Below are 21131 nucleotides of genomic sequence, written 5' to 3' on the forward strand. Positions count from 1 at the left end.
CAAATCAATCGTACAATGTGGTTGAACGATTAAACACTCAACATACTGTTTAATGTTTCTGACACATTCTTCGATTTCACAACAGGTTTAAGTGCTTCAAGTTTTGCTTTGACTTCACTACGCTGCGGTTCTGCCAAAGTGTACCAACGGGACAAAATTTGCAGTAACCGTGAACCGACAATTGGATTCTTCTCATCGAGGAATTTTGCCAATTCAACAATGTGCTGCACACCAAAGCTCCATGTATTAACAGGATTGCTATTTAAACCGCCTGTAACCGCACGAATACGGTTCGGTACTTTCAAGTCATAGTCAGGATGAGCAGTCAGTGCTTTGATGGTTTCCGCAGTTGCTTTCGGATGAGCCGCTTGCAACATAAACCATTGGTCTATCGACAAAGCTTCATTTTTAAAGCGTGTATAGAAGGTTTCTAAAGCTTGCTGTGCTTGTGGTGCATCATTCCAAACCAATACTTTTAAAGCACCAAGGCGTTCAGACATATTTTGCGTGGTTTTAAACTGTTCAAAGGCTAAATCAAATACTGACTTATCCCCCTGACGCGCCATCATATTCAAAGCGATATTTTTCAGCGCGCGCACACCCATTGCCTGACTGAACTCTGCAGGCGCTTCTAATGTTTGATAAATATTTTTCCAGAAACCGGTAAATGACAATGCAACAGCGGTAAGTAAAGCATTGCGCTTTTCTTGGATCATGGCTGGATTGTAGTTCTCATCAATACGGCTGCCCAAATAGCCCTCAGCCGGAACATCCAGCAAGCGTGAAGCCAATAACGGATCTTTGCAGACCAATTGAGGCAGCAGCTTAGGCGAACTGATCGCATCTAAATAAATTTGCGCATCATGATCTTTCAGCAGAATGTTTTCGACCAGGCTCTGCGCCGCCTGCCATTGGTTAAAGCCATTGGTTTCATACTGCAGAAGGAATGCAAGCTCTTCATCTGAATAGTTAAATTCAAGATTAACAGGTGCAGAGAAGTTACGTAGTAAAGAAACAACAGGCTGAGTTTTTACACCGCTAAATGTAATGGTTGCAGTATCGGTATCAAATAAATACACGCCATCTTTGATGCCATTTTCAACCAATGCATCTGAGCTGAGAACTAACTGTTCACCACTCGTCGCATCAAACAATGCCAAAGCCACAGGAATAGGCACAGCTTTTAAATTTGGATATTTCGGATGAGCTTTTAAGCTTTGTTTCAAGCTTAAAGTATAGGTTTGATTTGCAGCATCGTACTCACCTTTTGCTTCAAGTTTTGGTGTACCCGGTTGGTTATACCAAATCAAGAAACTCGACAAATCTACACCAGAACCCGCTGTCAGAGCTGCTACCCAATCTTCAACAGTCACAGCTTGACCATCGTGGCGTTTGAAATATTCGTCAGTACCTGCACGGAATTTTTCTTTGCCCAAGAGTGTCGCCATCATGCGGTTAATTTCCGCACCTTTTTCATACACAGTTGCGGTATAAAAGTTATTAATTTCAACAAAATGATCTGGACGCGGTGGATGTGAAAGCGGGCCTGAATCTTCTGGGAACTGATGAGCTTTTAACACAGCAACGTCATCGATCCGTTGTACCGCAGCAGATTGTAAATCTTCTGAGAACGACTGATCACGGAATACTGTCAAACCTTCTTTTAAGCAGAGTTGGAACCAATCACGACAGGTAATACGGTTACCCGTCCAGTTATGGAAGTATTCATGTGCAATCACAGACTGAACGCGCATGATCGCTGCATCAGTGGTGTATTCTTCATCAGCAAGCACACAAGAGGTATTGAAAATATTCAAACCTTTGTTTTCCATTGCACCCATATTAAATGCACTGGTTGCCACGATCATATAATTGTCTAAATCATAAGGACGACCATAATGTTCTTCGTCCCAACGCATCGAGTGCTTTAAAGCTTCCATCGCAATATGACATTTTGGAATGTCTTTTTCTTCTGCATAGATTTCTAAAGCAACATTACGACCTTCAGACGTCACGTAAGAGTCTTTAAGTACCGCCAAATCACCAATCACACAAGCAAAAAGATACGATGGTTTTTTGGTTGGATCTTGCCAAACGGTATAATGACGACCTTCACCGGTTTCACCCGCTTCAATCAAATTACCATTGGCAAGTAATACAGGGAATTTTTTATCCGCTTCGACACGTGTGGTAAATACCGATAGCACATCAGGACGGTCAGGATAATAGGTAATTTTACGGAAGCCTTCAGGCTCGTTTTGAGTGACGAATAGATCGCCTGCCGCTTGGTATAAGCCTTCGAGTTGAGTATTACTTTCAGGATGAATCACGACTTCGGTTTCAATGACAGCTTGGTCAGGTGCATTTGATATCACCAGTTGTTCTGCATCTACAACATAGGCATCTGCTGGCAAGACTTGACCATTTAAGCGAATTGATTTGAGTTCCAAATCACGACCCAATAACACCAAATCCCCTGCCGTTTGACGCTGCATCACTAATTTTGCATTTACATTGGTATGGTCATCAAAGACTTGAATATCAAGATCGATACTATCTACGACAAATGATGGTTTTTGATAATCTTTTAAATAAACAGTTTGGTCTGCTTCGACCACTGGATTTGCCGCAATATTCATATCTCGTCCTATTCCTTAGTTATTGCTTCATCAGCTTTTTGAACACATTGTGAATGACTTGATCATACGACAAGATGCATAAGCTGTCTTCGCATTTACAATGATTTATATATGGGCTCAGCGCATGTTGTTTTCAATCATCTTTATAGAATAATTTAAAGGCTGGCACATATTTTCGCCATGTTTAAGCAAAATAAATGCCTGAGTTGAGTACAGCTATAACAATGTGCAAATTTTTTATCTACCTAAAATAAATAAAGCGCCTATATACTAGAAAAATAAAGCACAGGTTCTTTATTTCTATCTGTAACTTCAAATTATTGTGCTCAAACTTTGCTGCTTAAGACTTAGAGGATTATTGATTTTCGAAAATTAAATCGAGTGCGCGGTCATAGTCTGCAGCAAAGTAAAATTGAAATGCCGTGACTTTTGAGCTGAGGAATTGCTGAATTTCTGCCGTCGCACCCGCCACATAAATTTTTGATACTTGATGTTGCTGCGCTAGGCCCAGTAACTCGATCGTCTTTTCTAAAGTTTGATCATGCCCAATAATCAGCGCACCAACCGTACCCTGTGGCTGCTTATATAATTGCATGCGAGTGATATTGCTGTTTTTAAGTGCGTCTGACATATGTATTCCATACAGAGAAAGGGTTAAAAAGATCAAAACCTTTAGAAATCAAGCTGAATCATATTGTGTATCAAGTTCAGTAGATTCCGCTTGGTTTCAATTCTAAAAGTTGAGATCATTAAAAAATTATAAGTTCAATATATACAAATATACTTTTCAAATCCAATCGCTTAGGTGATTCCTTCTAAAAAGCGCCTAGCTCTCAAATCATATCCCTCTTCTCATTTGGATTTGATTGCAGACTTCTGTTTAGACCTTGCACCAAGATATTTCTTTTTCAACAGTTTAAGCAGTTTTAGAATTCATCTGAGATAGTAATACGCATCAATATCATTTTGTTACTTTTAAATTAATAATTTATTTTCAATATCTTATCAAATAAATATACAGTTTATCTGCTTTTAAATATCCACTCAAAACATTTGAGCACGTGTTTTGCATCTACTTAATTGCCAAAAGCAAAATATTCAGACTAAAACAACAAGAGGTGCATTATGTTTATTAAAGAACATATCATCCGTATTGAAAATATGAAGACTCTGCAAGCGCTTGATGCTGCAAATATCGACCATCAAGTGATTGCAATGTTTATGACCTGCGAAGGGATTCCACTCAAAGCCTTTGAGGTCAGTTCATTACTTAACTCATATAGTGCATTAGGCACTAAAAAAGTGGCGTCTAAAAAAGTGCAAGCTTTAATACAAGCCAAACAACTTGGAGAGGAGGACGAATCGATCCCATGCCCAGCCGCCTATTAATAATCCATTCTAACTAAAAGCTGCATCATCACTATGCAGCTTTTTTTATTTGTCGACTTCTCGCCTGAGCTGCTGCAACTGAAATTGCAAACCCGTCTTTAAACAGAGATGTGTATAATCAATTTAACCTTTCAAGAAACGCTGGCAACATGTTCAATATTCTACGCAAACAAATGGATGAAAGTACGCAATGCCCGTTGTGTCGTGCATCTATGTATTGGGTAGATGCTGAAAAATTAGATGAGCAAGAATTTAATTTTTATCAGTGTAGCCACTGTCATCATCAAATATTTCCAGAACAGCAATACAACTGTCATTGTGAAAACTGTCAGGCCGCACGAAAAAAACTACTCAAAGAAACCCGCTTACAAGAACAGCGTAAACTTAAAAATAAAGATATCGTTGAACGTGAATTAAGTGAACTGAGTTTTTTACAGAAACTCTTTTTGCTGGCTTTATTGGATAATCACGTCCAAGAACATACGGCGCATCAAGAATTTATCGACTGGGACGCTATTAAGTATCATAACATCAGCCCGAATTATTTCTTCCAACAATCACTCAAAAAGCATCTCGTGCATGAGCAAATTTTGATTGTGAAAGATGATGCACTACAAGCTGAACAGTATTATATCAATGTCCGTCTGGATGGCTATTCGGAGCCCAGTCTTTTTAGCGTAGCGCAGCAACTCCGTCATTGGTTTTATGAAAATTTAGCCTTGGGTGTTCCCTTTAAAAGTGCTGACGAAGTGAAAGAATGCTTGTATCTCCTACTTTTTCAAGAAATTGTCCAATTCATGCAGTTTTACTGTAAGACATGGGGCATTCAAATTGCAGGGAATAAAAGCTTTCAAGTGTTCTGTTATCGCCTACTCGACCATCTTGCGGTTGGGCAGATTTATTATATGATTCAGTCAGCACTCGAATACCTACATAAACAAAAAGCCCTGCAAGTTCGTAATGAAAATTTCATTAACACCAATCTGTTAAAAAAGACCTTACAGCAATACCGTGAACGTGGCTTACAGGAAAAATGGGAAACCTTTACCCTCCCTCGTCCGCCACAACTCCCCTTTAGTAAAATGAGTGAAATTTTACTCTTTAACTTTTTAGGACTCGATGAAAGTATCTTTGTGCAACCAATACGCCATGCTTGGAAAAAAATCGAACCTCGCTTAAATTTTTATTCCACAAAGCGTTGCATGTACTGTGGTTCACAAGAACTCTCTGTCGATTATGATGCCGCAGATTATGTGACCCTGTTCTGCCGTAATTGTAAACATCAAGACCATTACTTCACCCGCTAAGGGAGAAACCGATGAATCAATCTGAAAATTTTGAAACGACCATGAACAGTGAATTGACTGACTTAAATAGCCCGCTTTTGCAAAGCGTCATTAATGCGTGGATTGAACTTCAATCCAAACAACCTTTGGTGCACATCATCACCAATGCAGTTGCGAGCAATTACGTCGCCAATGTCCTTTTGGCTGCGGGTGCTTCTCCTGCAATGATTGACAATCCCTTTGAAGCCGAAAGCTTTGCCTCAATTGCCAGTGCCTTGAATATCAATTTAGGCACGCCAACGTCTGAACAAATGCAGGCCATGCAAATTGCTGCACAAACAGCACAAAATTTAAATAAACCTTGGGTGCTTGACCCTGTCGGTTATGGCCCCGTTTTGCCGTGGCGATCTGAAATGGTTGACCAATTACTCCAGTACAAGCCAAGCATAATCCGTGGCAACGCATCAGAAATCAGCTGTCTTGCAGGTAATCAAGGTGAATCCCGCGGTGTCGATAGCACGCTCAATAGTGCCGAGATTTATTTAAATGCTGTGCCCTTGTTAGAACACTGTGAATGTGTGGCAATTTCAGGCGAATCAGATTTCATCTTATCGAAAGAAATGAATGCAGTGATACAGATTAATGGTGGGTCTTACTTACAACCCAAAGTGACGGCTTCTGGCTGCGCTTTAGGTGCGCTAACAGCAGCTTATTGCGCCGTAAGTGAATCACTAACTGCTGGCACGGTCGCAGCACATTTGCACTTTGCGATTGCGGGTCAAAAAGCCTATGAAATTAGCTCAAGTGTCGGCAGTTTTAATGTTGCATTTTTAGATGAAATTTATAATCTCAATGAAGATGATTTCAATCAACTTGCCAACATGCAAATTTATGCACTATGAAGCTACGATAGCTTGAGAAAAAAATAGCTTGAGTAAAAGACTCAAGCTGTTCAGGGTTTCACGCTGTTTTTTATAATTAGAACGCGTCAAAAGCTTACTGTGCCGTGCTGTCACTTGCAGCATTAGCATCAAACATTTCTGAATCTTCGATCGTTTCTGTTGGATTACTCAAAATCATGTCGAGGTCATAGTCTCCCGCATAAACAATATTTTTGATTTTTGAACAGTCGCCATCACTCATTTCATAATTTAAGACTTTGGCTTCATCACCAATTTTAAACTCAGCACGAACGACGTTTTTATTTTCATCAAAACTCAGTTTAGGCTGAACACCTTTTTTCGAATCTTGCTGCGGATCTTGGCTATCCGTGAAAATATCAAAATCCACATTACACGCTTGTTGCGACTGCTTACAGTTAATTTCTTCTTGCATACGTTCCGCTAACGATGGCTCAAAATAGGCAGTAAGTTGATCTTTACTCAAAGCATGTAACTTCAACTCTTGATCATAAATTTGTTTGACCAGTTTTTCGGGGGCAACACATTTCTGCGATTGCTCTTGTACTTTTTGCTCTGCAGGCTGACAAGCCGTTAAAAAGATTGCCGCACCGAAACCGAATAATCGATATATCATCATTTGTCGCATAACATATCCATGTCCGTCATTAAACTGCCCGCCCAACTGCCAGATTCATACTTGCTTCGAAAATGGTTGAAACATTTAATTTACAAATACACATTAAACCCATGCCATCAAAATAATCTGGCACGTGCTGCATAAAAAATTGAACATGTTCATCAGATTTTTTCCGTAGCCGCACCAACTGCTCAGGCGTCACCTTCGGTAAATCACAACGATGAACAAAAATATCCTCAGCCCGATGCTGTACATCATGCTGACGGATTTTATAACTATTTAAAACATCCACATACTCAGTGGGCATCGGGATACCGTGCCTTGGATAAAACTTAACAGAGCGCGAGGCAAATAATGTATATACCTTTGGTTGTGCCAATGTAGCCACAAACCACATCGGAATCGCTGGAAATCGTATCTGATGTTGCATCGCCACTTTAATCGCCGAGTTTAAGGTCAGGTTTTTCCGACGATAATCAACCAATACCCCAGCACGTGAATTAAAAATAAAAATCGGCCGATTGTTATGCATAATTTTTAATATGCGTACAATGTTTTGCCCGATCAGTTTATCTTTTTCAAAATACTGAATAATCGGTAATGCGACAATATCGGGGTCATGCATATATTGATAGAGTTGCTCAATTTTCGAAGTCGGAAAAATACATTGATCAAACTCCCAGAGCCGTTGAAACAACTCATGTTTTTCTTCAGTCTTGAGCTTACTAAAATCAATGATATTTTCAGTAATCGCCATACCAACACCCATTTTTTAATGGATTAACTTTGAATTTCTTCAAAGTACCTAGTTATAAATTTTTCAAAACCGATATATAAAACGAAATAAAAATTATTAATAGATCATCTATGATGATTAAAACCCCGAGCTAAAATAAATCGCTATTTAACTTATGCTCTTTAAAACCAACCATATCAAAATTTTTTACTTTTGAACCGTTTTAGCCCTCTAACAAGCTCAAAAGATGCAGCGTTTTTTGACTGTTACATCATGTAAATATAATACGTTTTAACATCGTGAATTACAGCCCCCTTGGATAGGATTTCTTATACTTTCTAGTCATACAAAAAAGACAGCTTCGAAAAGCTGTCTTTGAGTTATTTTAAAATTTAAGCATTAAGCTTGGTAATAAATATCAACCGTTTTAATGCGGTTTTCATCCATTGCCGTGACTTTAAATTGGATGCCTTTAAAATCAACCACAGTCCCGACTTCTACATTACCGTGAGTCTGATCTAAAATAAGGCCTGAAACACTGATATAACCATCATCTTCTTCGATCAAATCCAGCATTTCCAATTCAAGTTCTAACTGATACAGATCGAGCATGCCTGAAGCTTTCCAATGTTCATCATCGATTTTAATCAAATCAAGTTGTTCATCCGCATCTGGGAATTCACCAGCAATTGCTTCAAACACATCGAGTGGTGAAATCAGACCCTGTACCGCACCAAATTCATCCGTAACTAGTACCAAAGAGCCTTTAGAGGTACGCAAGGTATTAATCGCATCAATCACCTTCATTTTTTGGAAAATAAAGATCGGACGATGACGTTTAATCAATACTTTTAGATCATCTTCGCTATCTAGAACATCAATAAGTTCTTTCGCACGGACAATACTAATCACTTTGTCCAAGCTACCACGACACACAGGGAATAAACTGTGCGGCACTGAAAGTACTTGCTCACGAATTTGCTCAGGTGTGTCATTTAAATCAACCCAAGAAATTTGATTACGAGGGGTCATGATCGACGCAACTGAACGCTCTGCAAGCGTCAATACACCACCAATCATGTAACGTTCTTCGTCTGCAAAGGTTTCTTGTGCTTGATTACCGACTTGATCGGCTTCTAAGCGTCCACCCATCAGCTTTAAAATACTGTCTGCAGTACGGTGACGTAATGGAATTTTCGCTTCGTGTTTTTGAGCATTACGCTGACTAAACTGGTTAAAGGCTTCGATGATAATCGCAACACCAATACCTGAGTAGATATAGCCTTTCGGAATATGGAAACCAAAACCTTCTGCAATCAAACTAATACCAATAAGCAATAAGAAGCTTAAGCATAAGATCACGACGGTCGGATGTCGGTTAACAAAGGCCGTTAACGGTTTAGATGCAAGTAACATCACAGCCATTGCAACAATCATTGCAGCCATCATGACATAAATGTTGTCGACCATACCGATTGCTGTAATGACAGAATCTAGAGAGAAAACTGCATCTAAGACAACAATTTGCGCCACGACTGCTGTAAAGCTCGCATAAGCCACTTTTGTTGTCACTTGAACTTCTGGTTTACCTTCTAATTTCTCATGCAGCTCTGTGACCGCCTTATAGACTAAGAATAATCCACCGAACAATAAAATGAGATCTCGACCAGAGAATGTCCAATCAAAAACGGTAATCAAGGGCTTTGTTAATGTGACCAACCAAGAGATTGCAAATAACAATCCTAATCGCATTAACAATGCGAGTGAAAGACCAAGTATACGGGCTTTGTCACGTTGTTCTGGAGGGAGTTTTTCTGCCAAAATGGCAATGAAGACTAGGTTATCAATCCCTAGTACAATTTCTAAAATAATTAATGTAAGTAAACCAACCCAGATTCCAGGATCTAACAAAAATTCCATTAGCTCTCTTCCTCATTCTGGATTGTAAGAATATCTTCAATCAGACCAACGCACGGCGACGGATCCATAAATTTAACCTGTGTAACTAGAGACCATTCCATTATGCATAATCTTGCGCATTTGTAATGTATTCAAGCATATTTTTTCGCAGCAACAATATGACAAAATGTTAAAAACGCTGAATGTATTACAAATCGAATGGGCGATATAAAATACACATCTAGATGTTAAAACCTACTTTTTGAGATCTCCTCTTCCACTTTAAAAAAAGTATGAATTCACCTGACTTTTAATTAAATGTAATTAAATACGTTGTATGAGATTGTATGACAAATCTAATGAATTATTTATTTCTACCTTTTGGTAAAAAATATTAATATTCAATTCAAATTAAAAACTTATTTATTTTCACTACACTATCTCTTTACCCAACTTTGCTTTTATTCTCTTTTAATCGCTTGGAAAGAATATCAATATAATCTATTAAGATAATCTAAAAATGAGATATCTTCTACTTTCTATTTTTTTATTGTGAACTCTTGCTATTACCCTCTATTTTTCAATAGAATGTTAAAACATTAAATAAAATTAAAACAAATATTCAGGGGACTCCTTCATGACAAAAAAGTATTCAAAATTTTTACCATCCACCGATGACTTTAGTTTAGAAAATTTTCCTTTCTACTGGGTCACTCAGGTGCATTCACAATATGTTTTAAACGTCGACCATGCCTTAAAAAAGTATGGCGTAGATAATTCACGTCGTCGCATCCTGCTCGCACTCAAGTCTAAACCACATGCGAGCGTTTCGGATTTATCTGAAATGGTCGTGTCTAAAATGTCGACGACAACCAAAATTGTTTATCGCTTAAAAGATGAAGGCTTAGTAGACACTTATTCTTGTGAAGATGATGCACGTATTACTCGCGTCGTGTTAACCGATAAAGGCACTGCTATGACGCAAAAGATTAACGATCTAACGAATGTCGTTCTAGAACAATCTTTTGAAGGCTTAACACCGCTACAAATTGAAAAAACCATGGAAAGTTTAAAGCACATTTTCAAAAACTTAGCGCGCTAAGCATTCTGCATCACCGAAGTATCAATCGAAAAAGTTCAGTTGGGGACTGATTTTTTCGATTTTTATTTTGGGTGCATGCTCACATTCAAATTCGTCAACAGGAAAACCCTGTACAAAACTTTGGATATTCGGTGATTTCCAACTCAGCCATTCCTCTAATCGTGCATGCGGAATCACAATCACTGAGCGTTTTACATTACCTGGCTCATGAAAGTGTTTCATCATCTCATGCTGAATAGCATCCATCGTAATCATGGTTGCAGAACGTACAATCTCATCACCTTGCCGACAAATGTCATATAAGGCAGCGATATAAAACGCTTCTCCATCTTTGCGTTTAACACTCCAACGCTGCGGTTTATTGTCGATATACATAGACTCATAAAATTCAGACACTGGAATTACGCCAAACTTACATTTTGAGATCGCATTGATAAAAGACGGCTTTTGATACAAAGTTTCATTTCGGGCATTATAGGTTTTTAGTGCAATAGATTTGTCTTCGGCCCATTTAGGCACCATGCCAAAACCCACTTTTCGCCACTCTAGCCCTTGCTCAGACTTAAAGAGCAGCGGTAAATCATAATTTGGATAGACTTCCTCAGGATATTCAAAACTGATTTCAGGCAAGTTTTGCGACTTTAATTGCGCTAAGGTAATCGGTTTGAAATTGGCACACATATTTGCCATAATCCGCAAAAATTCAATCTTTATAATAAATGAAAAATCTAGACCGAAGTCGCTTTATCGTTTTAATTCTCAGTTTAAGTCTATATCCAACTGCAAAGCAGCAAAAGTTTCTGTACATACCGTTTCATTTCTACCTTTTAGTCTCGACGCGCTATATCTCAATGAATATCCATTTAAACAAAGCCTGATCAATGAAATCGAGATCCCTGCAGGCAAATACCGCATTCAATATAAGCATTTTCGCAATCAGCAAATGATCAGTACACATCATTGGGTCACGGTCAAAAATCTTCCCAACACCCAAGAGCAGCAGTTCTCATTAGTCATCCTGCCCTATGGTGAAATGATCAATGTCTCTGACTTTAAAATTACATCTCCAGAAATGTTTCCTGAAATCCGTTTTGCAAAACATGCTCAAAATAGTTATCGCTTGATGCAAAATCAGCAAAGACAACGAGATCAATTTGGCGTGATTCTTCCTGACGCAGATGAAGCCCACACGACAGAATTAGAAGATCAATTTGACTGGTTTACAGTGAACACAGATGAAGGCCGTGTCAGGACAGATTGTACAGGCACTTTTAAGATCAATCCTCTGGATGCGCTCCCCTATTTCACCACTGCAAATTCAGCTATTCAGTTTAATGATTAACAAGGAAAACAAAAACATAATGCATATTTAGCGTTTAGTGATAACAATTCGCTTATTCCAATCGAAGATCGAACAATTCATGAGGCAACGGATTACAAAAATGGCTTGAAGTTTGATGTGTATATTAACAATATCCAAAAAATGAAAACCGAGACTATTTCTTCTAATTATTCAATCTACAATTATAAAGTGCAGGTAAAGCTGTATATAACGACCTTGCAACGTAAGCCTATGCTGTTGATGAATCAGCAAATGTACTATCAGAATAATTGTTCAAGTCAGGATATTGGCGCTTTTCTGTATTACAAAACACGTTGGAGTCGTTTTTGGGACTATATACTTCCTGATATTTCATGGAAATAAACTAGAGAGGTCCTGCTCCTGCGCAACAGAACCTGTTGTGAAGTCTATTGCACAAGATAGAATAGACTTCATTTTGTGTATTTTAAGCGGGGAAAGTCTGCCAATGGGTGCGGGTAAATTCCTCAAATATCCACTCACCATTAAAACGGCCAAGGCCTGAATTACGTTCACCACCAAAGGGTGCATTAGAATGATCCGCCACACTGATGCCATTGATATGCGTCATGCCTATATCGAGTTTGGCAGCAAACTCTCCGCCGCGCGCTAAGTTTGACGTACATACCGCACTCGATAAACCAAATCGGGTTGAATTCGCCAATTCTAGTGCATGTGCTTCATCTCGCGCTTTTAAAATCGGCAAGATTGGCCCAAAGCTTTCTTCCAATGCAATATCAGCGTGTGCATCCACATGGGTAAAAATATGCGGTGCAACCAATTGACCTTCAATGCCGCCTGCATAGGCTAAAATTGCATCTTGCTGAATAGCATTTTGAATAATGGTTTTTAATTTATCAACCTGCGCCTTGTTGATGATAGGCCCTATGAGGGTTTCAGTAGCATTTGGATCACCGACGACAATTGTTTTTACTCGCTGAATAAGCTTATCCACATAAGCATCATGTATAGATTCATCCACAATGACGCGGTTCGTACTCATACAGATTTGACCTTGATGCAAAAACCGCCCCATTACAGTCAATTCAACAGCTAAATCTAAATCTGCATCATCCAAAATTACCAATGGCGCATTACCACCCAACTCTAGTGCAAGCCGCTTAATTCGTGAACTTGCCAAAGCTTTCACGCCAACTTGCTTACCGACTTCTGTAGAGCCAGTAAAAGAAATCATTTTAGGTACAGAATGTTCTACAAAATAATCCCCAATTTCACTGCCGCTGCCTGCAACAACATTCAATACGCCATGCGGCAAACCTGCTTCTTCAAATAATTTGCCGAGTAATGTACCACCTGTGACTGGCGTATCACTGGCTGGTTTAAGAACAACAGAGTTTCCACAAGCAATCGCCGTCACCACAGAACGCATCGATAAATGAAATGGAAAATTCCAAGGGCTAATCACTGCTATGACTCCCAAGGGTTTGCGCAGTACAAAACTCTTGCGGCTAGGGTCTTTACTCTCTAGCTTCATAGTTTGCATTTTTTCAGGAAAACACAACGATTCTTGGATAATGCCGAGCGCAGCATCAACTTCAATATTGGCTTTTAAACGTGTACTCCCAGATTCATCTATCAGCCATTGAATAATTTCTTCTCTGCGTTGCTGAATGGTTTGAGCTAATTTGTTGATAACTTGCTGACGTACTTTAATAGACTTGGTCATTTCTAATTTAAAGGCAGCTTCTGCCGCACTATAAGCACTGTCTACATCGACACTGCTGGCTGCCTGCAATTCAAAAATCTCTGCTTGGCTAAAAGGATTGATATTTTTGATGTGGCGGGTTGACGTCCCTGCCCGCCACTGCCCACCAATATATTGCAAATCTAATGCGGTATATGTTGACATCGCTTCTATCCCATTTTTATCATTCATTCCAATGTAAAGGCTTCAGCATCGAAAAGCTATGAGAAAAACAGGATGAAACTTTAAGAAATAATTTCGGGTGCAGCCCTTTAATCTAAACCGGCTGATGAATCTGCCGCATCGCTTTATAGATTCGCCAATAAATATAACAGCTAATAATGACTTCAAAACTCAGGTCTTTAACTGTGGTGAGTTGCTCAAGTGCAGCCTCCTCCATGTTTAGGGTCAACATAGGTAACAGCCCTTCGACAACCACAGCGATCAAGATAAACAGGACTAAACTCTGAATCGTCACCGGCAGATACAATGCAATAAAGCGCTTTAAAAAATCTCGGCCTTGCTCGCCGCCATTGGCTTTAAATATGGCATTCACCCAGCTAATCAGTAGACCAACTTGTAAAACAAACGAAGCCCAAGCTTCTGTAGGTTTGGATTCTGGGGTTAAGGTCAGTGCTAAGTAGCTAAAGAAAATCAATATTGAGCTGGCAATATAGTAGTTTTTATAATGGGTTTCAGAGACTTTATTCAGTCGTATATCATCCACCAACCGATTTACATTCCATAAATACATGGAGTTTCCTTTTCATTTTTTATGTCGACATTCTAACTTTCTCAAGCAATAAAAAAGCCTCCGAAGAGGCTTTTTTTGATTTACAGATTAGTCACCTGTATAACCTTTTAATTTTAAACGGTAAGCATGAAGAAGCGGCTCTGTATAACCAGAAGGCTGCTCGCCACCTTTGAATACTAAGTCATAAGCAGCTTTGTATGCATAACCATCAAAGCCTGGTGCCATTGGTGTGTAAAGTGGATCGTTGGCATTTTGCTCATCTACAACTTTCGCCATGCGCTTAAATACTTCTTCAACTTGTTCAGCAGTTACGATACCGTGACGTAACCAGTTCGCAACGTGTTGAGAAGAAATACGTAAAGTTGCACGGTCTTCCATCAAACCAACGTTGTTGATGTCTAGTACTTTTGAACAACCTACACCCAAATCAACCCAACGAACCACATAACCCAAGATACCTTGAAGGTTGTTTTCGAGTTCTTTGGTTTTCTCTTCTTCAGACCAGTTTGTATCTGTCGCTAAAGGCGGCGTTAACAAGTCATCTAAAGATAGCGGCTGAGTATTCAACAACTCTTTTTGACGCTCAGAAACATTGCACTGATGGTAATGGATCGCGTGAATTACAGCGCCAGATGGAGACGGAACCCATGCACAGCTTGCGCCAGCTTCTGGATGCTCAATCTTAGTTTTGTACATATCAAGCAACATATCTGGTTTTGGCCACATGCCTTTACCGATTTGCGCTTTACCACGTAAGCCGGCTTGAAGACCGATCATCACGTTACGGTTTTCATATGCAGGGAACCAGATTTGAGACTTCACTTCGCCTTTACGAACGAATGGACCTGCTTCCATGAAAGTATGGATTTCATCACCCGTACGGTCCATGAAACCTGTATTAATAAAGATCGTACGATCTTTCGCTTGCGCGATACAGTTTTTCAAGTTCACAGAAGTACGACGTTCTTCGTCCATGATACCGATTTTCAAAGTCTTCGCAGGTAGACCAAGCGCTTGTTCAGCACGCTCAAATAATTCAACTGCAAATGCAACTTCTTCTGGACCATGCATTTTTGGTTTAACGATGTACATAGAACCTTTACGAGAGTTCTTGTTTTCGTTTTCGCCTTTAATGTCTGCAAACGTCAATAACGGTGTGATCAATGCATCCATGATGCCTTCGTAGATTTCAGCACCATCTACAAGGATCGCAGGGTTTGTCATCAAATGACCTACATTACGAAGCAACATCAATGAACGACCGTGAAGCGTAGTTTCACCACCGATTAAGTTTTTGTGCGTACGGTCTTTATTTAATGTACGCGTGATGGTCTTACCATTTTTCTCGATTGACTCAGAAAGTGTACCTTTCATTAAGCCTAACCAATTACGGTAGCCTTCAACTTTCTCTTCAGCATCAACTGCTGCAATTGAGTCTTCTAAGTCTTGAATTGTGGTTACTGCAGCTTCAAGAACTAAGTCTTTAACGCCCGCAGCATCAGTTGAACCAATTGGGCTCGTCGCATCAATTTCAATGATTACATGCAAACCATTGTTTAAAAGTACGATTTCAGTTGGCGCAGCTTCGTCACCATTAAAACCAACAAACTGAGCTTCTTTCGCTAAAGTTGCAGTTGAGCCATCTTTTAGGCTTACAACTAACTTTTTGCCTTCTACTGCATATTTAGTTGCATCTGCATGCGAACCATTAGCTAGCGGGAAAGTTTCATTTAAGAAGTTTTTAGCAAATTCGATAACTTTTGCGCCACGAGCTGGGTTATAGCCCTTACCTTTTTCCGCGCCGCCTTCTTCAGAGATCACGTCAAAACCGTAAAGAGCATCGTAGAGTGAACCCCAACGTGCGTTCGCAGCGTTTAAGCAGTAACGTGCATTACGCACAGGTACTACCAATTGCGCACCAGCCAATAATGCGATTTCTTCGTCTACATTTTCTGTGCTGATTTGGAAATCTTCTACTTCTGGTAATAAGTAGCCAATTTCAGTAAGGAAAGCTTTGTAAGCTTCGAGTTCAAATTTGTTGTTGCGGTGCCATTCATCAATTTTAGCTTGAATGTCGTCACGCTTAGCCAATAGTGCTTTATTCTTTGGGCTAAGATCGACAACGACTTGTTCAAAGTTTTTCCAGTAAGTTTCACTGTCTAAACCTGAACCCGGTAGTGCTTCATTTTCGATGAAATCGTAAAGTTCTTTAGCAATCGCTAACTTGCCTTTTTGAATACGTGCAGTCATTGTCTTTCCTGATATTGCTATTTTTTATAACAAGAGATTCTAGTATACCCATTTATACTTTGCTGAATAGTACTATCACATTCCTAAATAATGATCATTTTCTATGTAATGAAATACCCTCATCATTCAACATAATAAAGATCAGAAATACGACGTCATCATCAGCCTGAATACCTTTTTACAGTGTATAAAGTTTTTGAAATGTCGAAATTAGACTTAAGTGCAGAATTTTGTTCTAAAACTGAACAAATAGACCCAAGCGTCAAACAAACTCACTCGATTAAGCCATGAAATGCTGCCAATGTCGATGCTACAACTTCAACCAATCAGTTTAAATTTAACGCTTTTATCGATGAATTATTAAACTGCCCTACTTCTTATTAAATGATGCTTTTATCTTGAGACTTGGCTTTAACTTCTATTGTTCGTTCCACAGCTTTTCTTAATTTATACAAATTATCTAAAACAAAAAATCAAAAAAAAGAACGCCAATAAGACGTTCTTTTTCATTCCAACAGAAAGGCTTAATTTTCTGCGGTAGATTCTGGTGCATTGATTTGACGGTGAGAGGTATGTAGATAATCATCAGATTGCATTTCCAATAAGCGCGAACGTGTACGCTCAATTTCAAATGCCAATTTTTCACCTTGATATAATTCAATAATCGTATCTTCTGAAGTAAGCAACAACTTCACCCCACGGTCATAAAATTCATCAACCAAGTAGATAAAACGACGTGTCCCTTCAGACAAATAATCGGTCATGTGCGGCACATTACTTACCAAGACCGTATTATAAATATTGGCAATTTCAATAAAGTCCGCTGGACTACGTGGTTTTAGGCAAAGCTCAGAATATTCACACCACAGCACATCTTCCGTATGACCAATGGTTTCTACAATACGCTGATTAATAATAATTGGCTCTTGTGAAACCGTTTGGGTTTGCGTTAATGCTGTAAAACGCTGTGCCATCCACAACTTATGTTCATGTGTTAAAGGCGACTTAAACAACTGCGCTTGTTTCAATACACGTAAACGATAGTCTACGCCTGAGTCTACATTTAAAATCACACAGTTCTTTTTTACCATTTCGATGGTTGGGATAAAACGGTCACGGTGGATCCCGTTTTTATATAAACCATCTGGTGCGATGTTAGATGTTGCAACAAGGGTGATCCCACGCGTAAATAATTTTTGGAATAGATCACTCAAAATCATTGCATCCGTGACATTGGATACAAAGAATTCATCAAAGCAGATCACGACTGCTTCTTTATAAATTTGGTCGGCAACAAGGTCTAGTGGATTACGCTGACCTGAAAGCTTATTTAATTCACGGTGTACGTACTGCATAAAGTGATGGAAATGCATACGAGTTTTGCGTCGAAATGGCACAGAATCATAAAACTGATCCATCAGCCACGTTTTACCACGTCCTACACCGCCCCACATATACACCCCTTTCGGTGCAGTTTGACGACGGAAACGACGAAACGCTTTTTTAGAAGCCTTAAAACGTTGGATTAATTCTTGCCAAACTCGATCCAACTCATGCACCGCTTGCGCCTGTTCCTGATCTGGTAAAAACTGACCAGATGCTAAAGCTTGAGCATAACGCTCAGCCGGTGAAATCGGAGTAAATGCGGTGTTGTGTGGTGACTGAAAATCTGACATATCATTAAATACTTTTTTGGGCTAAATGAATTATAACGAAGAATAAACTCGAAGATATAACACTTTGGCAGTAAAGCGCATTGGCTATTTATTATATTGTCTCGGACTATGCCCAAACCAACGTTTAAACGCATGATTAAACGCCGCAGGTTCTGAATAGCCCAGCAATTCTGCAATCATTTCAATTGAATATTCATTATATTCAATCATACGGAGTGCTTTATCTTTAATAATATCTTCACGAATTTGCTTATAACTGGTATTTAACTGTTGCAGTTGATGACGCAAAGTTCTTTCAGGCAAGTTCAACGCTTGAGCAGTTGCTGCCATACTTGGCATCGCACCACTTTGTAATTCCAAATAATCTTGCACACGTTGAACCAATGATGGCGCATCTTCATCGGCGCTTAAACGTTCTAACTCCGCAATACATTTCGACTCATATAATCGAAAAGTAATAATATCTGCGGAAGGGATCCGAATATCTAAAACATCTTCATCGAACCAAAATGCCGCAAATGGCGCACCAAATCGAACTTGAGAGCCATAATAATCAGTAAACATTTTTAATTTTTCAGGATCTTTGGGTTCAGCAAACGGCAAATCAATTTGAACTTGCGGTGTAGATAGACCCATCATTTTGTACAGATCACGGATGAATTTATACGTTCCAGAAATTTCCGACTGTGCCAATAATGCACCCAGTGGTGCATACACATCTTGGGGTTGATAACATAAGGCCACTTTATGCTGACTGATTTGCAAACTCAAACGCCCAGTTAGATGCGTCAACTGTTGAAATCGAATCCCCTGATTTAAAGCTTGGCGTAAAGTATCACTGGTGACCAATAACATCAGCAACGGACCATAACCCGCCAACGTATAATGCTGACCAATAAATAACCCTTGCTCAGGTTCTACATCTTTACCAATGACTTTCAGTACATCCCACTCCAAACTCGGATGAATCACCGAAGTAGGATCGAGTGCATCGACACGCAGCCCGATAGTTTGCAAACGTTGATCGACATCTACGCCTGCTTTACGCATTCCTTGTACAAGATACATCAGGCTTAGAATGGATCGTTTCATAAATCGTAAAATGACATTAAATTTCTTCTTTTTTACTACAAATTTGCAATTATGAACATTGCCGTTTCGATCAATTTTTCTGTCATCTCAATCATATTGTTCTGATCATGAACTCAAGTATGCTTAGTTTGTAATCTCGCTTGGAATTAAAAAAATGATGCAGGAAGCGCAAACAAAAACAGTGCAAACCCCAAACGCCAATTCTGAAATACATACACAAATCGCCATCATCGGCGGTGGTTTTGGTGGTATTGCTATGGCGATACGACTTTTACAACAAGGTAATCAAGATTTTCTGATCCTCGAAAAAGCCAATGATTTTGGTGGAACCTGGCGTGAAAACCGCTACCCTGGCGCTGCCTGCGATGTGCAATCACATATGTATTCACTTTCTTTTGCACCCAAAACAGATTGGTCAAAGCGTTACGCCGAAGCGCCGGAAATATTTGATTATATCCAACATGTCACCCGTGAATATAATTTAAAACAATTCTGTCGCTTTAACAGTGAAGTGCTTTCAAGCCAATACAATGAATCAACCTGTGATTGGCATTTAGAACTTAAAGATGGCGTTAAAATTATCGCTCAATACGTGATTTTTGCATCTGGCCCGTTACATGTCCCACAAATTCCACATATTCCAGGCATTGAAAAATTTAAGGGTAAAGTGTTCCATTCTTCGCAATGGGATCATCAATATCCATTAGCAGGTAAAAAAGTCGCATCGATTGGTACAGGCGGCAGTGCCATCCAATACATTCCTGAAATCGCACCACAAACAAAGCAACTGTATGTTTTTCAGCGTACAGCTGCTTGGGTCATTCCACGAGATGAGCGTAGTTATCATGGTTTAGAAAAATCACTATTTAAAAAATATGATTGGTTTCGAAAAATTCACCGTGCTCGCCTGTATTGGACCAACGAATCACGTGTCGTGCCAATTGTTAAACCAACCACCATGAAATATGCGCAAAAACTGGCAGAACTATATATTAAGTATCAAGTGAAAGATGCTGAACTTGCCAAGAAACTAACCCCAAACTACATCATGGGCTGTAAACGCATTTTAATTTCTAATAAATACTTTCCAACGTTTAATCGACCGAATGTGGAATTGGTCAGTGATGCAATACAAGAAATCACTGAAAATGCCATTATTACCAAAGATGGAAAATCCCGTGAAATCGATTGTCTGATCTATGGCACAGGCTTTATTACCGATCCAAGAATTTATTTAAAATCATTTGAATGTATTGGTGAAAATGCTCAAGAACTCAAACAAGTTTGGCAAGCTGGCGCAGAAAGCTTTTATGGCATTTGCACCAAAGGCTTTCCAAATCTGTTCCAATTATTAGGCCCCAATACTGTGCTTGCCCATAATTCAGTGGTATTTATGATTGAGGCACAAGTCGATTACATCTTACAAATGATGCAATTGGTTTCAAAATCTAATGTTCAAGCCATCGCCGTCAAAGATCAGGTGCAAGATCAATTTAACACTCATGTACAAGACATGCTTGATGGAACAGTTTGGCAATCAGGCTGTGTGAGTTGGTATCAACAAAATGGCGGTAAAAATTTTGCACTTTGGCCGACTTATACATGGAAATATTGGCTCGCTACTCGAAAAATAAATCCAGCCGATTTTCGACTCCTCAGTAAAACAAAATCTAGTCATGCAGCTTAAGCAATAACAGGTCATAA

General features: G+C 39.3%; 17 protein-coding genes. 6 read left to right on the forward strand and 11 right to left on the reverse strand.

Features of this window, described 5'->3' with window-relative positions; translation table 11 throughout:
• Positions 1-29: 29 nt before the first annotated feature.
• Positions 30-2639 (reverse strand): aminopeptidase N, encoded by a 2610-nt coding sequence (gene pepN / locus FTT77_RS00530; RefSeq protein ID WP_180108737.1) that lies wholly within the window; start codon positions 2637-2639, stop codon positions 30-32.
• A 355-nt stretch (positions 2640-2994) separates the two neighbouring features.
• Entirely contained in the window at positions 2995-3270 is a 276-nt protein-coding gene (locus FTT77_RS00535; protein WP_180007321.1) for a hypothetical protein, read from the reverse strand.
• Positions 3271-3764: 494 nt separating this feature from the next.
• Between FTT77_RS00535 and FTT77_RS00540 the strand changes: the two genes are divergently transcribed.
• The 3 genes from FTT77_RS00540 to thiM all read left to right on the forward strand — a co-directional run bounded on the left by FTT77_RS00540 (position 3765) and on the right by thiM (position 6216).
• Positions 3765-4028, forward strand: a complete 264-nt coding sequence (locus FTT77_RS00540; protein ID WP_078193641.1) for a hypothetical protein — start codon at positions 3765-3767, stop codon at positions 4026-4028.
• A gap of 149 nt (positions 4029-4177) precedes the next feature.
• A complete protein-coding gene (locus FTT77_RS00545; RefSeq protein WP_111885041.1) occupies positions 4178-5335 on the forward strand; it encodes a hypothetical protein in 1158 nt (385 codons plus the stop codon).
• A gap of 11 nt (positions 5336-5346) precedes the next feature.
• Entirely contained in the window at positions 5347-6216 is an 870-nt protein-coding gene (thiM, locus tag FTT77_RS00550) for a hydroxyethylthiazole kinase (protein WP_180108738.1), read from the forward strand.
• Positions 6217-6310: 94 nt separating this feature from the next.
• On the opposite strand, the gene FTT77_RS00555 is transcribed toward thiM, so the two are convergent.
• From FTT77_RS00555 to FTT77_RS00565, 3 genes are all read right to left on the reverse strand, one after another.
• Positions 6311-6862, reverse strand: a complete 552-nt coding sequence (locus FTT77_RS00555) for a DUF3828 domain-containing protein (RefSeq protein WP_180108739.1) — start codon at positions 6860-6862, stop codon at positions 6311-6313.
• Positions 6863-6881: 19 nt separating this feature from the next.
• The gene (locus FTT77_RS00560) at positions 6882-7610 is read right to left on the reverse strand and encodes a hypothetical protein (RefSeq protein WP_180108740.1); all 729 of its coding nucleotides are present in this window, start codon (positions 7608-7610) and stop codon (positions 6882-6884) included.
• Positions 7611-7988: 378 nt separating this feature from the next.
• Positions 7989-9509 carry a transporter associated domain-containing protein gene (locus tag FTT77_RS00565; RefSeq protein WP_180040254.1) on the reverse strand — a complete coding sequence of 507 codons (1521 nt, stop codon included), beginning with the start codon at positions 9507-9509 and terminating at the stop codon, positions 7989-7991.
• 616 nt (positions 9510-10125) lie between these two features.
• Between FTT77_RS00565 and FTT77_RS00570 the strand changes: the two genes are divergently transcribed.
• Positions 10126-10590 (forward strand): MarR family winged helix-turn-helix transcriptional regulator, encoded by a 465-nt coding sequence (locus tag FTT77_RS00570; RefSeq protein WP_078193646.1) that lies wholly within the window; start codon positions 10126-10128, stop codon positions 10588-10590.
• 21 nt (positions 10591-10611) lie between these two features.
• Here FTT77_RS00570 and FTT77_RS00575 read toward each other — a convergent pair whose 3' ends face one another.
• Positions 10612-11271 carry an SOS response-associated peptidase family protein gene (locus FTT77_RS00575; protein ID WP_180040273.1) on the reverse strand — a complete coding sequence of 220 codons (660 nt, stop codon included), beginning with the start codon at positions 11269-11271 and terminating at the stop codon, positions 10612-10614.
• Between FTT77_RS00575 and FTT77_RS00580 the strand changes: the two genes are divergently transcribed.
• Positions 11255-11932, forward strand: coding sequence for a hypothetical protein (locus FTT77_RS00580; RefSeq protein ID WP_180108741.1), 678 nt, complete (start codon positions 11255-11257; stop codon positions 11930-11932). The two genes, FTT77_RS00575 and FTT77_RS00580, sit on opposite strands and share 17 nt — an antisense overlap.
• A 445-nt stretch (positions 11933-12377) precedes the next feature.
• Here FTT77_RS00580 and FTT77_RS00585 read toward each other — a convergent pair whose 3' ends face one another.
• The 5 genes from FTT77_RS00585 to FTT77_RS00605 all read right to left on the reverse strand — a co-directional run bounded on the left by FTT77_RS00585 (position 12378) and on the right by FTT77_RS00605 (position 19427).
• A complete protein-coding gene (locus FTT77_RS00585; RefSeq protein WP_180108742.1) occupies positions 12378-13820 on the reverse strand; it encodes an aldehyde dehydrogenase family protein in 1443 nt (480 codons plus the stop codon).
• A gap of 112 nt (positions 13821-13932) precedes the next feature.
• The gene (locus FTT77_RS00590; protein WP_111885048.1) at positions 13933-14409 is read right to left on the reverse strand and encodes a hypothetical protein; all 477 of its coding nucleotides are present in this window, start codon (positions 14407-14409) and stop codon (positions 13933-13935) included.
• An 87-nt stretch (positions 14410-14496) separates the two neighbouring features.
• Positions 14497-16659, reverse strand: coding sequence for a malate synthase G (locus tag FTT77_RS00595; protein WP_180108743.1), 2163 nt, complete (start codon positions 16657-16659; stop codon positions 14497-14499).
• Between the two features lie 524 nt (positions 16660-17183).
• Positions 17184-18335: a cell division protein ZapE gene (gene zapE / locus FTT77_RS00600; protein WP_111885050.1), complete on the reverse strand. Its 1152-nt coding sequence runs from the start codon at positions 18333-18335 to the stop codon at positions 17184-17186.
• Between the two features lie 84 nt (positions 18336-18419).
• Complete coding sequence (locus FTT77_RS00605) at positions 18420-19427, reverse strand: AraC family transcriptional regulator (protein ID WP_111885051.1); 1008 nt, start codon at positions 19425-19427, stop codon at positions 18420-18422.
• A 157-nt stretch (positions 19428-19584) separates the two neighbouring features.
• On the opposite strand from FTT77_RS00605, the gene FTT77_RS00610 reads away from it, so the two are divergent.
• The gene (locus FTT77_RS00610; RefSeq protein ID WP_180108788.1) at positions 19585-21114 is read left to right on the forward strand and encodes an NAD(P)/FAD-dependent oxidoreductase; all 1530 of its coding nucleotides are present in this window, start codon (positions 19585-19587) and stop codon (positions 21112-21114) included.
• Positions 21115-21131 lie beyond the last annotated feature (17 nt).

The sequence above is a fragment of the Acinetobacter sp. YH01010 genome (assembly GCF_013420775.1).
Classification (GTDB): domain Bacteria; phylum Pseudomonadota; class Gammaproteobacteria; order Pseudomonadales; family Moraxellaceae; genus Acinetobacter; species Acinetobacter amyesii.

Bases quoted from the DNA above. Each gene is read 5' to 3' on its own strand.
- pepN (WP_180108737.1), bottom strand. From the start codon at position 2,639: ATGAATATTGCGGCAAATCCAGTGGTCGAAGCAGACCAAACTGTTTAT.
- FTT77_RS00535 (WP_180007321.1), bottom strand. From the start codon at position 3,270: ATGTCAGACGCACTTAAAAACAGCAATATCACTCGCATGCAATTATAT.
- FTT77_RS00540 (WP_078193641.1), top strand. From the start codon at position 3,765: ATGTTTATTAAAGAACATATCATCCGTATTGAAAATATGAAGACTCTG.
- FTT77_RS00545 (WP_111885041.1), top strand. From the start codon at position 4,178: ATGTTCAATATTCTACGCAAACAAATGGATGAAAGTACGCAATGCCCG.
- thiM (WP_180108738.1), top strand. From the start codon at position 5,347: ATGAATCAATCTGAAAATTTTGAAACGACCATGAACAGTGAATTGACT.
- FTT77_RS00555 (WP_180108739.1), bottom strand. From the start codon at position 6,862: ATGCGACAAATGATGATATATCGATTATTCGGTTTCGGTGCGGCAATC.
- FTT77_RS00560 (WP_180108740.1), bottom strand. From the start codon at position 7,610: ATGGCGATTACTGAAAATATCATTGATTTTAGTAAGCTCAAGACTGAA.
- FTT77_RS00565 (WP_180040254.1), bottom strand. From the start codon at position 9,509: ATGGAATTTTTGTTAGATCCTGGAATCTGGGTTGGTTTACTTACATTA.
- FTT77_RS00570 (WP_078193646.1), top strand. From the start codon at position 10,126: ATGACAAAAAAGTATTCAAAATTTTTACCATCCACCGATGACTTTAGT.
- FTT77_RS00575 (WP_180040273.1), bottom strand. From the start codon at position 11,271: ATGTGTGCCAATTTCAAACCGATTACCTTAGCGCAATTAAAGTCGCAA.
- FTT77_RS00585 (WP_180108742.1), bottom strand. From the start codon at position 13,820: ATGTCAACATATACCGCATTAGATTTGCAATATATTGGTGGGCAGTGG.
- FTT77_RS00590 (WP_111885048.1), bottom strand. From the start codon at position 14,409: ATGTATTTATGGAATGTAAATCGGTTGGTGGATGATATACGACTGAAT.
- FTT77_RS00595 (WP_180108743.1), bottom strand. From the start codon at position 16,659: ATGACTGCACGTATTCAAAAAGGCAAGTTAGCGATTGCTAAAGAACTT.
- zapE (WP_111885050.1), bottom strand. From the start codon at position 18,335: ATGTCAGATTTTCAGTCACCACACAACACCGCATTTACTCCGATTTCA.
- FTT77_RS00605 (WP_111885051.1), bottom strand. From the start codon at position 19,427: ATGAAACGATCCATTCTAAGCCTGATGTATCTTGTACAAGGAATGCGT.
- FTT77_RS00610 (WP_180108788.1), top strand. From the start codon at position 19,585: ATGCAGGAAGCGCAAACAAAAACAGTGCAAACCCCAAACGCCAATTCT.